Source organism: Nocardioides luti (assembly GCF_014212315.1).
Lineage (GTDB): Bacteria > Actinomycetota > Actinomycetes > Propionibacteriales > Nocardioidaceae > Nocardioides > Nocardioides luti.
On the sequence record NZ_JACKXE010000001.1, the window covers coordinates 3,905,655 to 3,920,332 of the forward strand.

General features: G+C 74.8%; 11 protein-coding genes. 7 read left to right on the plus strand and 4 right to left on the minus strand.

Going from position 1 to position 14,678, the window contains the following annotated elements:
• Positions 1-95 precede the first annotated feature (95 nt).
• Positions 96-3,566 (plus strand): adenylate/guanylate cyclase domain-containing protein, encoded by a 3,471-nt coding sequence (locus H5V45_RS18520; protein WP_185254294.1) that lies wholly within the window; start codon positions 96-98, stop codon positions 3,564-3,566.
• A 71-nt stretch (positions 3,567-3,637) separates the two neighbouring features.
• Positions 3,638-4,864: a radical SAM family heme chaperone HemW gene (hemW, locus tag H5V45_RS18525; protein ID WP_185254295.1), complete on the plus strand. Its 1,227-nt coding sequence runs from the start codon at positions 3,638-3,640 to the stop codon at positions 4,862-4,864.
• 9 nt (positions 4,865-4,873) lie between these two features.
• On the opposite strand, the gene H5V45_RS18530 is transcribed toward hemW, so the two are convergent.
• Genes H5V45_RS18530 through H5V45_RS18540 form a run of 3 tightly spaced genes read right to left on the minus strand, consistent with a single transcriptional unit; the run spans position 4,874 to position 6,537 of the window.
• Positions 4,874-5,401, minus strand: a complete 528-nt coding sequence (locus tag H5V45_RS18530) for a DUF4870 domain-containing protein (RefSeq protein WP_246415925.1) — start codon at positions 5,399-5,401, stop codon at positions 4,874-4,876.
• 15 nt (positions 5,402-5,416) lie between these two features.
• Complete coding sequence (locus H5V45_RS18535; RefSeq protein ID WP_185254296.1) at positions 5,417-6,268, minus strand: DUF3097 family protein; 852 nt, start codon at positions 6,266-6,268, stop codon at positions 5,417-5,419.
• Between the two features lie 50 nt (positions 6,269-6,318).
• On the minus strand, positions 6,319-6,537 hold the full coding sequence (locus H5V45_RS18540; protein WP_185254297.1) for a hypothetical protein: 219 nt from the start codon (positions 6,535-6,537) through the stop codon (positions 6,319-6,321).
• Positions 6,538-6,600: 63 nt separating this feature from the next.
• Here H5V45_RS18540 and H5V45_RS18545 point away from each other — a divergent pair, with 63 nt between their 5' ends.
• The 3 genes from H5V45_RS18545 to H5V45_RS18555 all read left to right on the plus strand — a co-directional run bounded on the left by H5V45_RS18545 (position 6,601) and on the right by H5V45_RS18555 (position 12,563).
• Positions 6,601-6,939: a nucleoside triphosphate pyrophosphohydrolase family protein gene (locus H5V45_RS18545; RefSeq protein WP_185254298.1), complete on the plus strand. Its 339-nt coding sequence runs from the start codon at positions 6,601-6,603 to the stop codon at positions 6,937-6,939.
• Positions 6,940-7,242: 303 nt separating this feature from the next.
• Positions 7,243-8,937 (plus strand): MFS transporter, encoded by a 1,695-nt coding sequence (locus H5V45_RS18550; protein WP_185254299.1) that lies wholly within the window; start codon positions 7,243-7,245, stop codon positions 8,935-8,937.
• 98 nt (positions 8,938-9,035) lie between these two features.
• The gene (locus tag H5V45_RS18555; RefSeq protein ID WP_185254300.1) at positions 9,036-12,563 is read left to right on the plus strand and encodes an AAA family ATPase; all 3,528 of its coding nucleotides are present in this window, start codon (positions 9,036-9,038) and stop codon (positions 12,561-12,563) included.
• 47 nt (positions 12,564-12,610) lie between these two features.
• On the opposite strand, the gene H5V45_RS18560 is transcribed toward H5V45_RS18555, so the two are convergent.
• Positions 12,611-13,279, minus strand: coding sequence for a Crp/Fnr family transcriptional regulator (locus tag H5V45_RS18560; RefSeq protein ID WP_185254301.1), 669 nt, complete (start codon positions 13,277-13,279; stop codon positions 12,611-12,613).
• A gap of 38 nt (positions 13,280-13,317) precedes the next feature.
• On the opposite strand from H5V45_RS18560, the gene H5V45_RS18565 reads away from it, so the two are divergent.
• Positions 13,318-13,863, plus strand: coding sequence for a GAF domain-containing protein (locus H5V45_RS18565; RefSeq protein ID WP_185254302.1), 546 nt, complete (start codon positions 13,318-13,320; stop codon positions 13,861-13,863).
• Complete coding sequence (locus tag H5V45_RS18570; protein WP_185254303.1) at positions 13,860-14,672, plus strand: S8 family serine peptidase; 813 nt, start codon at positions 13,860-13,862, stop codon at positions 14,670-14,672. Before H5V45_RS18565 ends, H5V45_RS18570 begins: the two co-directional genes overlap by 4 nt.
• Positions 14,673-14,678: the final 6 nt, after the last annotated feature.

Below are 14,678 nucleotides of genomic sequence, written 5' to 3' on the forward strand. Positions count from 1 at the left end.
CGGACTCGGCCCCGCGCCCGCGGCGGACTCCCTAGGATGCGGGAACCGCACGCCGTACGCCGCGTGCGCGGACGAGCTCGGGATCGGGGGATGCCATGGCGCGGTGCGCGACCTGCGGCGCGGACCTGCCCGAGGTGGCCCGCTTCTGCATGAGCTGCGGCACGGCCCAGCCGGAGCCGACGGAGGGACCGCGGCCCGGCGCACGCCCGCGGCCCGTCGCCTCGCGGCGGGTGACGAGCGTGCTCTTCGGCGACCTGGTCGGCTTCACCTCGCTCTCGGAGGACCGCGACCCGGAAGAGGTGCGCGAGCTGCTCTCGCGCTACTTCGAGGAGTCGCGGCGGGTCATCGAGCGGTACGGCGGCACGGTGGAGAAGTTCATCGGCGACGCCGTGATGGCGGTCTGGGGCGTCCCGACCGCGCACGAGGACGACGCCGAGCGGGCGGTGCGGGCAGGGCTCGAGCTGGTCGACGCGGTGACCGCCTTCGGCGCGGACGTCGGCGCCGAGGGGCTCGCGATGCGCGTCGGGATCGTCACCGGCGAGGTCGCCGTGACGGTCGGCGCCGAGCACCAGGGCATGGTCGCGGGGGACGCCGTCAACACCGCGGCCCGCGTCCAGTCCGCCGCCGAGCCGGGGTCGGTGTGGGTCGACGAGACCACCCGCTCGCTGGCCGCCGCGGCGATCAGCTTCGTCGACGTCGGCACGCACGCCATGAAGGGCAAGGCCGAGCCGGTGCCGCTGTGGGCGGTGCAGAGCGTGGTGGCGTCCGTCGGCGGCCTGCAGCGGGTCGACGGCCTCACCGCCCCGCTGGTCGGGCGCGAGCACGAGCTCCGCCTCGTCAAGGAGCTCTTCCACCGCTGCGAGGAGTCCGGGCGTCCCTCGCTCGTGGTCCTCGACGGCGAGGCCGGGGTCGGCAAGAGCCGCCTGGTCTGGGAGCTCGAGAAGTACGCCGACGGGCTGGCCTCCTCGGTGCGCTGGCACCGCGGCCGCAGCGTGGCCTACGGCGAGGGCGTCGCCTACTTCGCGCTGGCCGAGGCCGTGCGCGGGCGGCTGCTCACCTCGCTGCGGTCCGACCCGGACCGGGTCGTGGGCGACGACGACGCTCCCGGCGTCGCCGAGCTGCTCGACCAGCTGCCGCGGCTCGTCGGCGACGCCGAGCAGCACGCGTGGATCCGGCCGCGGCTCGAGGCGCTGCTCGGTGCCGGGTCCGGGGCGACGTACGCCCGCGAGGACCTGTTCGCGGCCTGGGCCGCGTTCCTGGCCCACGTCGCCGGCGATGCCCCGCTGGTGCTGGTCGTCGAGGACGCCCACCACGCGGACGAGGGCCTGCTGGACTTCGTCGAGCACCTGGCCGGGGTCGCGACCTTCGGCTGCTTCGTCCTGCTGGTCGCGCGGCCGGCGCTGCTCGAGGGCAGGCCCGGCCTCGCCGCGCACCGCCGCGCGACGGTCGTCCGCGTCGACGAGCTCGGCGCGGACGAGATGGGCCTGATGCTCGACGGGCTCGTCGCCGGGCTGCCGGGGCGGCTGCGGGCCGGGCTGGTGGCGCGGGCCGAGGGGCTGCCGCTCTTCGCGATCGAGACGATCCGCTCGCTCGTCGACCGGGACGTCGTGGTGCCGCGCGACGGTCGCTACGTGCTGGCCGACCCCACCGTCGACCTGGCGGAGCTCCGCGTCCCGGTCTCCCTTCAGGCGTTGCTCGCCGCCCGTCTGGACGCGCTGGGGCGGGTGGAGCGCCGGCTGGTCGACTGCGCCAGCATCCTCGGCGACACCTTCACCGCCCGGGCGCTGCGCTCGCTGTGGGGCGAGGAGGCGGGCTTCGAGGCCGGCCTGGCCGAGCTCGTCCGCCTGCAGGTCGTGCGCCGGGACACCAGCCCGACGAGCGCCGACCACGGGAACCTCGCCTTCGTGCAGTCCGCGCTGCGCCGGGTCGCGAGCGGGATGCTGTCGCGCCGCGACCGCAAGGCCCTGCACCTCGCGGTGCTGGCGTGGTTCGACGCCGAGGGCGGCGAGGTCGACGACTTCGCGGCGATCCGCGCCCAGCACTACCTCGAGGCGCTGCACGCCGTCCCGCGCGACCCGGACGTCGCCGACCTGGCCGCGCACGCCCTCGAGCAGCTGCGCCGCGCGGCGGTGCGGGCACGCACCCTCGGCTCGCCGGGGGAGGCCGTCCGGCACCTGGCGGTCGCGCTGCCGCTGGCCGTCGAGCCGTCGCTGCGCGCGACGGTGGGCGCCGAGCTCGCCCGGGCGGAGTACGTCGTCGGGCAGCACGACGCCGCCGACGCCCACGCGCTCGAGGCCGGTGCGGTCTTCGCGGAGCTCGGCGACCGGGCCGGGGTCGGCCTGGCGGCCGCCTGCCGGGCCTCCGCGCTGACCTCGCGGGGCCGCAACGAGGAGGCCGTCGAGCTGGCCGAGCCGCTGTGGCACGAGCTGCGCAGCCACCCGGACGCCGTCACCGCCCGGCGCGACCTGAGCTGGGCGCTGTCGGTCGCGCTGCGGATGCTCGGCCGCGACCCGCGCGAGGTCAACGAGGAGATGGTGCGGCTGGCCGAGATCACCGGCGATCCCGCCGACCTCGCGAGCAGCTACCTCCAGCTCGGGGCCGAGATGAGCAGCCGAGGCCTGGTCGGGCCGGCGTACCTCATGCTCGAGCGCTCCGCCGACATCGCCCGCGCCGGTCGTCAGCCGCTGCCGCTGGCCTTCGCGTTGACCAACCTGACCGCCGGCCACGTCACCGACGACCTCCCGGCCGCGCTCGGGCCCGGGCGCGAGGCGCACGCGATCGCGGTGTCGACCGGGCGGCAGCGGGTCATCGACTTCTGCCGCAGCAACCTGCTGCTGACGCTGTGGTGGACGGGCGACTGGGACGAGCTCGCGGTGCTGGTCGCGCCACCGGCCGAGGACGAGGACGACCTCGACCCGCGCTCCGCCGGCCCGCTCGAGGCGCACCTGGCGCTCGACGACGCCGCCGAGCAGCTGGCGGCCGCCGCGCGCGGCCTGGCCCCGACGCCGGCGCCGGACTTCGAGGACCCGGGCGACGACAAGTCCGACCTGGCCTGGCGGGCCTGCTCGGACGCGGTCCGGGCCTCGCGGGCGGGTGATGCCGCGACCGCGCTGGCCCGGGCGATGACGGCGGTCGAGGTGATCCACGAGGTCACCGGCATCGCCGACGACATGACGCACTTCTGGCCGCTGGCCGCTCGCCTGGCGCTCGAGACCGGCGACGGGGCTGCCGTCGACCGGCTGCTCGAGCTGCTCCCGGTCCAGGGCGCCGGCCAGTTCCCGGGGCTCATGGCGCACCGCCACGAGCTGCTCGCGCGGCTCGGCCTGCGCGACGGGGCGCCGTACGACGAGGTGGTCGCCGGGCTGCGGGCCGCGGTCGCGTCCTTCGAGACCTGGGGCGCCGGGCCCGCGCGGGCCCGGGCGCTCGGCCTCCTCGGCCGGTGCCTCGCGAACGCCGGCGACGCCGACGGGCGTGCCCTGCTCGACGAGGCGCGGGCCGAGCTGACCCGCTTCGGGGCGATCGCCTGGCTGGCCGAGCTGGAGGAGCCCGCCGGCCTGGCGCGCTGAACCCGACCTGAGCCCGGTCCCTCGGGTCCGCCCCGGTCCGCTCGGCGCGGGCCGGGTGGGAGGATGGGGGGATGCCCTCCGCCCTGCCCTCCGGCGACCCGGTGCCCGAGGACGGGTCGCTCCCGGCGTCCGCCCTCGCCGGCCTGGGCGAGCAGCCGTTCGGGATCTACGTGCACGTGCCGTTCTGCACGGTGCGGTGCGGCTACTGCGACTTCAACACCTACACCGCCGAGGAGCTCGGTGGCGCGTCGACCGCCGCGGGTGCGTCGCGGACGACGTACGCCCAGGCCGCGATCGCCGAGATCCGGCGCGCCCGCCGGGTGCTCGGTGACGTCGACCTGCCGGTCTCCACGGTCTTCTTCGGCGGCGGGACGCCCACGCTGCTGCCCGCCGAGGACCTCGCATCGGTCGTCGGTGCCGTGGCGGCGGAGTTCGGCCTCGTCCCGGGCGCCGAGGTCACCACGGAGTCGAACCCGGACAGCGTCGGCCCGGCCGAGCTCGCCACCCTGCGGGAGGGCGGGATCAACCGGATCTCCTTCGGCATGCAGTCCGCGGTGACCCACGTGCTGGCCACGCTCGACCGCACGCACGACCCGCTGCGGGTGCCGTCGGTCGTCGAGTGGGCGCGCTCCGCCGGCTTCGAGCAGGTCAGCCTGGACCTCATCTACGGCACGCCGGGGGAGTCGCTCGCCGACTGGGAGACCTCGCTCGACGCCGCACTGGCCTGCGCGCCGGACCACGTGTCGGCGTACTCCCTCATCGTCGAGGAGGGCACCGCGCTCGCGCGCCGGGTGCGCCGCGGCGAGATCCCGATGACCGACGACGACGACCACGCCGACAAGTACGTCGTCGCCGACGAGCGGCTGACCGCGGCCGGGCTCGGGTGGTACGAGGTGTCGAACTGGGCGCGCGACGACGCGAGCCGCTGCCGGCACAACCTCCTCTACTGGACCGGCGGCGACTGGTGGGGCGCCGGTCCGGGCGCGCACTCGCACGTCGGCGGCGTGCGGTGGTGGAACGTCAAGCACCCGGCGGCGTACGCCGACCGGCTGGCCGCGGGGCTCAGCCCGGCGCACGCCCGCGAGGTGCTCGACGACGAGAGCCGTCGCGTCGAGCGGGTGCTGCTGGAGCTGCGGCTGCGTGACGGGCTGGGCGCCGACGCGCTCGACGAGGCCGGGAAGGCAGCAGTCCCCGACCTGGTCGGCCGGGGACTGCTGGACGTGCGGGGCGGGCGGCTGGTCCTCACCCAGCGCGGTCGGCTGCTCGCCGACGGCGTCGTGCGGGACCTGCTGCCCTGAGGCGGCCGGTCAGCTGACCATCCGGATCGTGACGGGGTAGCGGTATTCCTCGCCGCGGGCGCCGCGCACCGAGCCGATGATCGTGCACACCAGCCACAGCAGCCCGACGGCCGGCAGCAGCACGAAGCCGATCAGCACGAGGCAGAGCGCCAGCGAGACCAGCCCGTAGATCAGGATCGAGAGCTGGAAGTTCAGCGACTCCACCGCCTGGCGGCGGACGTAGGCGGACTCGTTGCCCTTGGTCAGCATCACGATGAGCGGGCCGAGGAAGGCCAGCGCCACGACGGACGCCACGAAGGCGGTCCAGTGCGCGGCGCCGCCCCACAGCTGCTCGTCGCTCGTGGGCGCAGGCCCGGGCTGGACGCCGTACGCCGGCGGGGCGCCGTACGCCTGCTGCGGCGGCGGGGGCTGCGGGCCGGTGCCCGGCATCCCCTGCGGCGGTGGGCCGGTCGGCGGGATCCCGAAGGCGCCGCCGGCGGTCGTGGGGTAGTGCGGGGGCTCGTCGCCGTGGTGCGGCGGTTGAGTCGGGTCACTCATCGTGCGACCTCCCGATCAGTCGGTGGTGACGAAGTCGATCAGCTCCTCCACCCTACCGAGGAGCGCTGGGTCGAGGTCCTGGAAGGACCGCACGCCGCCGAGGATGTGCTTCCACGCGCGGGCGATGTCGGCCTGGTCGCGGTGCGGCCAGCCGAGCTGTTGGCAGGTGCCGGTCTTCCAGTCGATGCTGCGCGGCACGTCGGGCCAGCGCTCGAAGCCGAGCCGCTGCGGCTTGACGGCCTGCCAGATGTCGATGAAGGGGTGCCCGACGATCAGCACGTGCTTGCCGATGGGCGACCTCACGATGTTCGAGGCGATCCGGCTCTCCTTGGAGCCCTTGACCAGGTGGTCGACGAGCACGCCGACCTTGCGGTCCGGCCCGGGGCGGAAGTCCTTGAGGTGGTCGGCCAGGTCGTCGACGCCCCCGAGGAACTCCACGACCACGCCCTCGATCCGCAGGTCGTCGCCCCAGACCTTCTCGACGAGCTCCGCGTCGTGGCGGCCCTCGACGAAGATCCGGCTGGCGCGGGCCACCCGGGCCTTGGCGCCGTGGACGGCGACCGAGCCCGAGGCCGTCCGCGTCGCCTTCGCCGGGGCGCCGGCGCGGACCGGGCGGGTGAGGATCACCGGCCGGCCCTCGAGGAGGAAGCCGGGGCCGAGGGGGAAGGTACGCCGCTTGCCGCGGCGGTCCTCGAGCGTGACCGTGTCCAGGTCGCGGTCCACGAGGACCACCTCACCGACGAAGTCCTCGACGACCTCCTCGAGGACGGTGCCGAGCTCGGCGGGCGTCTCGACGGCGCGGCCGTTCTTCGGCTTGCGCCAGTCGGAGTTGAGCACGTCGGAGCCGTAGCGGTCGCGGGAGGTCACCCACCAACGCTAGGTGGCCCGCGGCCGCAGCCCCCGGATGACGCGCCGGGTCAGTCCTCCTGCTGCTCGTCGTCCCACTCGACGGGCTCCTTGCCGCCCTGCATGTCGAGGTCCTCGAGGTCGTCGGGCGCGTCGTCCTCGGACAGCGGCTCGGCGAGCGGGTTGTCCTCGGAGGGCTGCAGGTCCTCGGGCAGCTGGTCGTCGCTGATGCCCTCGGCCCCGTCGTTCGAGGTGCTGTCGGGCTGCTTCTCGGTGCTGGAGTCCGTCATGCCGTGACGCTAGCGGGTCGGCGTACGCCGTCAACCCACCCGCGCGGGCGACATGATGGGCCGATGGACATCACGGAGCTGCAGGCGAGGGGACGACAGGTCCGCCGGCGCTACGACGAGGAGACGACGCGGCGCTACGGCCGGACCTGGACGCCCGAGGAGTTCATGCTCGGCTTCGTGGGCGACGTCGGGGACCTGGCCAAGCTCGTGCAGGGCAAGGCGGGCGTCCGCGACTGCCCGGGCCTCGACGAGGCCGTCGCCCACGAGCTGGCCGACTGCCTGTGGTCGGTCTTCACGCTCGCCGACTGCTACGACGTCGACCTGGCCGCGGCCTTCACCGCCGCGATGGCCGACATCGACGCCCACCTCGACTCCGTCGGCGCGGACCAGCCGCTCGGGTGAGCGGCGCCGGGTGGTTTCGAGACGGTCGCTGCGCGACCTCCTCAACCACCGGGGGACGAGCTGGTTTCGAGACGGTCGCTTCGCGACCTCCTCAACCACCGGGCAGTCCGGGCGGGTGGTTTCGAGACGGTCGCTGCGCGACCTCCTCGACCACCGGGGGACGAGGTGGTTTCGAGACGGTCGCTGCGCGACCTCCTCAACCACCGGGTGGGGGATCTGTTGGCAAACGGACAGTGGGGCGGGTCCCGGGCTCCTACGCTGGCGATGCTCTCGCGGGGGAGTGCTGGTGAGCGGGGAGGTCGGATGGCCGAGTCGACGGCGCAGCCGGAGGTCACGGCGCGGGAGTCGCTGCGCCGGGTGCTGGCGAACAAGGACCTGCGACGGGTGCAGCTGGCGTTCCTCGGGTCGGGCATGGGGGACTGGGCCTACGGCACCGCGGTGACGGTGTGGGCGTACTCCGTCGGCGGCGCGACCGCCGTCGGCATCTTCTCGGCGGTCCGGTTCGTGACGATCGCGGTCGCGGCTCCGCTGGGGGCCGTGGTGGCCGACCGGGTGCCGCGCAAGGCCTTCATGATGGCGACCGACGCGATCCGTGCCGTGCTGGTGGCGGTCGCGGCCACCAGCATGGGCCTGGGCGGGCCGCCGATGGTGGTCTACGTGCTGGCGGTCGTCGCCGGGATGGTCGGTGCGCCGTTCCGGTCGGCCCAGGCCGGGCTGATCCCGCGGCTCGTCTCGCGGCCCGAGGAGCTGACCTCGTCGAACGCCGTCGCCGCCAACCTCGAGAACGTCATCGGCTTCGCCGGGCCGGCGCTCGGCGCGCTGCTCGTCGGGACCGTGAACGTCGAGGCCGCGCTGTGGTTCAACGTGGCGACGTTCGTCTGGTCGCTCGCGCTCGTCGCCGCGATCACGGTCCCACCCGCGGCCGCGACCGCCGCCGACGCCGCGGGCAGTGGCGCGGACACCGACGAGACGGACGAGGACGACGAGACGTTCCTCCAGGAGCTGACGGCGGGCTTCACCACGATCGGCAGGGACCGCGACCTCCGGATGGTGTGCGGCCTGGCCGGGGCGCAGGGCTTCGTGTGGGGGACGCTGACGGTCTACATGGTCATCGTCTCGGTCACGATGCTGGACGCGGGCGCCGCGGGGGTCGGCTACCTCAACGCGGTCCTCGGGGTCGGGGCCGTCGTCGGCGGGGTGGTGATCCTGACGCGGACGGCGAAGAGCCGGCTCGCCGGCGACATGGCCATCGGAGTGATCGGGTGGGCGCTGCCTTTGCTGCTGATGGCGGCCGTCCCGGGGCCGGTCACGGCCGTCGCCGCCCTGGCGCTGATCGGGCTGATGGACCCGTGGGTGAACGTCGGGCTCGACACGATCCCGCAGCGGATCGTGCACGACCGGGTGCTGTCGCGGGTCTTCGCCGCGGTCGACAGCGCGATGGTCGCGGCGGTCGCGGCCGGGGCAGCGGTCGCGCCGTTGCTGATCGCCTGGCTCGGCTTCCGGCCCTCGCTCGCGGTGGTCGGCGGCGTGGTGGCGGCGTACACGCTCTCCACGCTGCCGCGCGTACGCCGTCTCGACGCGCGCCTGGCCGAGCCGGCGCACCTGCCGCTGCTGCGCGAGGTCGCCGTGCTCGCGCCCCTGGCGCCGCCCACCCTCGAGGCGCTGGCGCACCGGTGCGAGCCGATGCGCGCCGAGGCCGGCGTCGTCGTCGTGCGGGAGGGCGACGTGTCCGACCGCTTCTACGTCATCGTGTCCGGGCGGGTCGAGGTCACGCAGGGCGACCGGGTGCTGCGGGTCGAGGAGCGGGGCGACGTCTTCGGCGAGATCGGGCTGCTGCGCGACGTGCCGCGCACCGCCACGGTGACGGCGCTGGAGACGACCGAGCTGCTCGCCCTGGACCGCGCGGCCTTCCTCGAGGCGGTGGGTGGCGGGGCGGCCGGCAGCGCGGAGGCCCGCGTGGTCGCGGAGGACCTCGTCTCCCGGCGCCTCGGCGTCTGACTCCGACGGGGACTTCTGGTGAATTCGCGTCCCGCCGGTGCCCCTGCGGTGCATGCTGTCCGCACACGTGGGCCGCTGACCGATCGGGGGATCCTGGAGTGACCACCTGTGCCACCTGTGGCGTCTCGGGGCAGCCCGACACCGCCCGCTTCTGCTTCTCCTGCGGTGGCGGCCTGCAGCCCGCCGCGTGCACCTCCTGCCAGGCCGAGATCGTCCCGGGCGCGCGGTTCTGCTCGTCCTGCGGCTCGCCCCAGGACGGGGCCGCAACGGCCGCCCCGGCCGCGCAGGCGCCCAGCCCGCTCGTCCAGGCGGTCGCCTCGCGACGGATCACCAGCGTGCTCTTCGGCGACCTGGTCGGCTTCACGAGCCTCTCGGAGACGCGCGACCAGGAGGACGTGCGCGAGCTGCTGTCGTCGTACTTCGAGGAGTGCCAGCAGATCATCTCCCGCTACGGCGGCACGGTGGAGAAGTTCATCGGCGACGCCGTGATGGCGGTCTGGGGCGTCCCGACCGCGCACGAGGACGACGCCGAGCGGTCCGTGCGCGCCGGGCTCGAGCTGGTCAACCGGATCGCGGCGCTCGGCGGCGACGTCGGCGTCCCCGACCTCGCGATGCGCGTCGGGATCGTCACCGGCGAGGTCGCCGTGACGATCGGGGCCAGCCAGCAGGGCATGGTCGCCGGTGACGCCGTCAACACCGCCGCGCGCGTGCAGACCGCCGCGGCGCCGGGCCAGGTCTGGGTCGACGAGACGACCCGGCTGCTGACGTCGTCGGCGATCTCGTACGCCGACGCCGGCAGCCACGCCATGAAGGGCAAGGCCGAGCCGATGCCCTTGTGGTCCGTGCGCGCCGTCGTCGCGGCGGTCGGCGGTGCCCAGCGCGCCGACGGCCTCGAGGCGCCGATCGTCGGCCGCAACCGTGAGCTGCGCCTGGTCAAGGAGCTCTTCCACGGCATCGAGGAGACGCGGCGCCCGAGCCTGCTGCTCGTCGACGGCGAGCCGGGGGTGGGCAAGTCCCGGCTGGGCTGGGAGTTCGAGAAGTACGTCGACGGACTCACCGACGCGGTCCGGTGGCACAGCGGTCGCTGCCTGTCCTACGGCGAGGGGGTGGCGTTCTTCGCGCTCGCCGAGGCGATCCGCACCCGCCTGCAGCGGCTGGCCGCGACCGGCGACGAGGCCGAGCCGGTCGACGACCCGGCGCGCCTGCTGGCGGCCGGGCTGGAGCGCTACGTGCCCGACCTCCAGGAGCGGACCTGGCTGAGTCCGCGGCTCGGCGCCCTGCTGGGCGTGGGCGGGGTCGGCAGCTTCCCGCGCGAGGACCTCTTCTCGGCCTGGACGACCTTCCTGCACCGGGTCTCGGAGGACGACGTCCCGGTCGTGCTCGTCATCGACGACGCGCAGCACGCCGACGACGGCCTGCTGATGTTCCTCGAGTACCTCCTCGCCGTCGGCACCTTCCCCTGCTTCGTGCTGCTGTTCACGCGCCCGGGGCTGCTGGAGGAGCACCCGACGCTCGCGACCAACCGGCGCGCCAGCGTCCTGCACCTCGAGTCGCTCTCCGAGCGCGACATGGCCGCGCTGCTCGACGGGCTGGTCGTCGGTCTGCCCGAGTCGGTCCGTGCGTCCCTCGTGGAGCGGGCCGAGGGCATCCCGCTCTTCGCGGTCGAGACCGTCCGCTCGCTGATCGACCGCGACCTGGTCGTGCCGCGGGGCGGGCAGTACGTCCTGGCCGCCCCCGAGGCCCTCGACCTGGACGCGATCGGGGCGCCGGCCTCGCTGCAGGCGCTCATCACCGCCCGGCTCGACACGCTGCCTCCCGAGCAGCGGCGGGTGCTCGACCAGGCCAGCGTGATCGGCAACTCGTTCACCGTCGAGGCCATCGCCACGCTGTGTCCCGACGTCCCCGATCTCGACGACGCCCTCGCCGGCCTGGCCCGCGTGCAGCTGCTGCGGCGCGAGTCGAACCGCTTCAGCAGCGAGGTCGGGCAGTACCAGTTCGTGCAGACCGCCGTGCGGCAGGTCGCCTACGGCACGCTGGCGCGGCGGGACCGCAAGGCCAGCCACCTGGCCGTCGTACGCCTCCTCGAGGCCGACGGCGACGACTCCGGGGAGCTGGCGCCGATCGTGGCCCAGCACTACCTCGAGGCCCTCGACGCGGTCGCGGACGCACCGGACCGGGCCGAGCTCGCGGCGGCCGCGGTGGGGCACCTGCGTCGCGCGGCCGCGCGTACGGCGGCACTGGGCGCCCCGGCGGAGGCCGCCGGCCACCTGTCGACTGCGTTCGAGCGCTGCGACGACCCCGGCCTGCGGGCGCGCATCGAGGGCGAGCTGGCCGAGCAGCTGTCCAAGTCGGGCGACCTGCCGCGAGCGATCGAGCACGGGGAGCGCGCCCGTGACGAGCTGCACCGGATGGGTGAGACCGACCTCGAGGCCCGGGCGGTCGCGACGCTCGGCACCGCCACGGTGAACCTGGGGGAGTACGAGCGCGGCTTCAACCTCGTGGCCGCCTTCCACCGCGAGGTCGAGCTCCGGATCGGCCCTGCCGAGGAGCTCCTGCTCCTGCGCGCGATGATCGTCGCCCAGATCAGGATGGGCGGCGACATCCGCAACCTGGCCGAGGACTCCGCGCGGCTGGCCGAGAAGCTGGGCGCCCCCGTGGAGATCGCCAACAGCTACGTCAGCCTGGCCCTGCACTACATGACCCAGGGCCCGCACGGCCTGGGCCGGATGCTCCTCGAGTCGGCGGCCGACATCACCCGGGACACCCACGACTCGCTGATCCTGTCGCGGGCGCTGACCAATCTGAACGCCGACTGGACCCAGGACGACGCCCTGAAGGCGGCGGGCTACGGCCGCCAGGCCGTGGAGGCGGCCCGGGTCACCGGGGACAGCTACTGGTTGAGCGCGACGACCCTCAACCTGGTCCTGTCGCTGACCGTCATGGGTGAGTGGGACGAGGTGCTCACCCTGACCGAGGGCGTGAGCACCCTCGACCTGGTGATGACCGACCTGGTGCGGGTCCGGGTGCTGCGGGCCCGGGGGGAGCCGTGGACCTATGCGCCGGACGTCGACCTCGACTCGGCGGACGACGACCCGACGTTCGTGGCGTCCATGGCGCTCGCGGGTGCCTTGATCGAGGACCGTGCGGGGGCCCGGCCCGACCTCGTCCGGGTCGTGGCGGCCGTGCGCGGCCTCTACGAGACGGTGGGGCTGTTCGACGACTTCAGCCTGATCTGGCACCTGGTGTCCGAGCTCGCGTGGGAGCTGGGCGTCCGCCCGGCGCTGGAGGCGCTGCTGGCGGTCGTCGAGTCCGACCGTCGCAACAAGCCCCCGTTGGGCCTGGAGTCGCAGATGCACCGGGTCCGCGGGCTGCTCGCGGCCGAGGACGGCGAGCCTGCCGAGCTCGTCGAGGGACACCTCCGCGCCGCGATCGAGGGCTGCGAGGCCTGGCACGCGCGGCCGGCGCTGGCCCGGTGCTGCGCGGACCTGGGCGTGTGGCTGAGCGGCCAGGGGCGACCCGAGGAGGCGGCGGTGCAGCTGACGCGCGCCCGGGGACTCTTCGCGGAGCTCGGGGCGGTCGCGTGGGCGGCCGAGCTCGACGCGCAGCTGGCCGGGGCGCGGGTCTGATGAGGGGCCGGGGCGCGGGTCTGGGCGTGCGCCCGGGTGGGGGCCGCTCAGCCGGCCTTGCGGTCGAGGCGGGCCCGGTCCAGCACCACGATGCGCCCGCGGCCCAGCTCGACGATGCCGTCGCCGGCCAGCCGCTGCAGCACCTGGTTCACGCTCGGACGGGTGCCGCCGACCAGCTCGGAGAGGTGCTCCTGGGTGAGCGGGATCGTCACGGCGCCGGGCCCGTCGGCGTACATCCGGGCGAGCTCGCGCAGCCGTCGGTAGACCCGCCGGTCGAGCCCGTCGTACAGCGCCTCGAGCAGCCGCGCGGACAGGTCCTCGACCCGGCGCGCCATCAGCGTCAGCAGCAGCTGCTCGGCGCCACGGTGCCGGCGGCGGAGCTCGTGGAAGGCTGTCGCGGACAGCGAGCGCGTCTCGGCGGGCTCGAGCGCGACGACCGTGGCCGAGCGGACCGGGGCGTTGCCGTCGAGCAGCGACAGCTCACCGAAGTAGTCGCCCGGACCGAGCACGTTCAGCGTGACGTTGTCGCCGTGCGGGCTCGAGACGCGCACCGCCACACGTCCGGACGCGACCAGGTGCAGGCTGTCGGACGGGTCGCCCTCGTGGACGAGCACCTCGCCCTTCGCGAACGTACGCCGGCGCGTGGTCGCCAGCACCTCGCTGCGCTGCGCCTCGTCGAGCGAGGCGAGCAAGGACCACTCCCCGGCACCGGCCATGGCGCCAGTCAACCATCCGACCGCCCCGAGGAGACCTCGTGACACCCAGCAGCAGTGCGTCCCGCGCACGCCCCGACCTGGCCCCCACGCTCGCGGCGGTCCGCGCGCTGTTCGGCGCCGCGGCGTGCTCGTGCGCGCTGGTCGACGGCGAGGGCTCCAGCCTCACCTTCGTCGCCGCCGACGGCGCGGGCGCCGCGGAGATCGTCGGCGTCGACATGCCCGTCGGCCGGGGCATCGCGGGGTGGGCGGCGATGTCCGGCCAGCCGATCGCGGTGCGCGACGTCGCCTCGGACGCGCGCTTCAACCGCGACGTGGCCGAGTCCACGGCGTACGTCCCGACCTCCGTGCTCGCCGCTCCGGTGTACGACGCGGAGGGCGAGGTGATCGGCGTGGTCTCCGTGCTCGACCCGACCGTCGACCAGGCCACCGACTGGGTGCTGACCGTGCTCGGCACGCTCGCGGTGCCGCTGGCCGGCCTGGTCCGGCTGGGCGCCGCCGAGGCCCGCGCCGAGGCGCGCCTCACCGAGCTCGGGCGGACCGTGCTCGCCGCCGTCGAGTCGTACGGCGCCCCGGAGCGCCGATGAGCCTGCTGCCGGCCTGGTCGGCCGCCTTCGAGTCGGGGGTCCTCGCCGAGGTCCCCGCCCTGCCGCTCGCCGACGCCCGGGAGTGGGCCTTCGGCGGGTCCACCGGGGCCGGGGTCAGGGTCGCGGTCATCGACAGCGGGATCGACGGCGACCACCCGCGGGTGGGCGGCATCGCCGGCGGGGTGGCGATGCACGTGGACGCCGACGCGCCCGACGGCTACCGCGCCGAGGAGGGGCCGCACGAGGACCTGGTCGGCCACGGGACGGCCTGCGCCGCGATCATCCGCGCGATGGCGCCGGACGCCGAGATCTACTCCGTGCGGGTCCTCGGCCCCAACCTCAAGGGGCGCGGCGGGCTCTTCCACGCGGGCATCGCGTGGGCGATCGACCACGACATGCACGTGGCGAACCTGTCCTTGTCGAGCAAGAGCGAGTCGATGTTCGCGCCGCTGCACGACATCGCGGACGAGGCGTACTTCAAGAACACCGTCCTCGTCTCGGCCGCGAACAACAGCCCCGGGCCGACGTACCCCTCGCAGTACGCCTCCGTCGTCTCCGTCGCCGCCCGTGAGGGCGACGACCCGATGCTGCTGGCCTACAACCCCAAGCCGCCGGTGGAGTTCGGCGCGCGGGGGATCGACGTCGACGTCGCGTGGGCGGAGCGGTCGTCGATCGTCGCGACCGGCAACAGCTTCGCGGCCCCGCACGTGGCCGGGATGGTCACGCTCCTGCTCGGCAAGCACCCGGGCCTCACGCCCTTCCAGGTGAAGGCCGTGCTGCAGGCGCTGAGCGAGAACGCCGCCCCGTGAGGACCC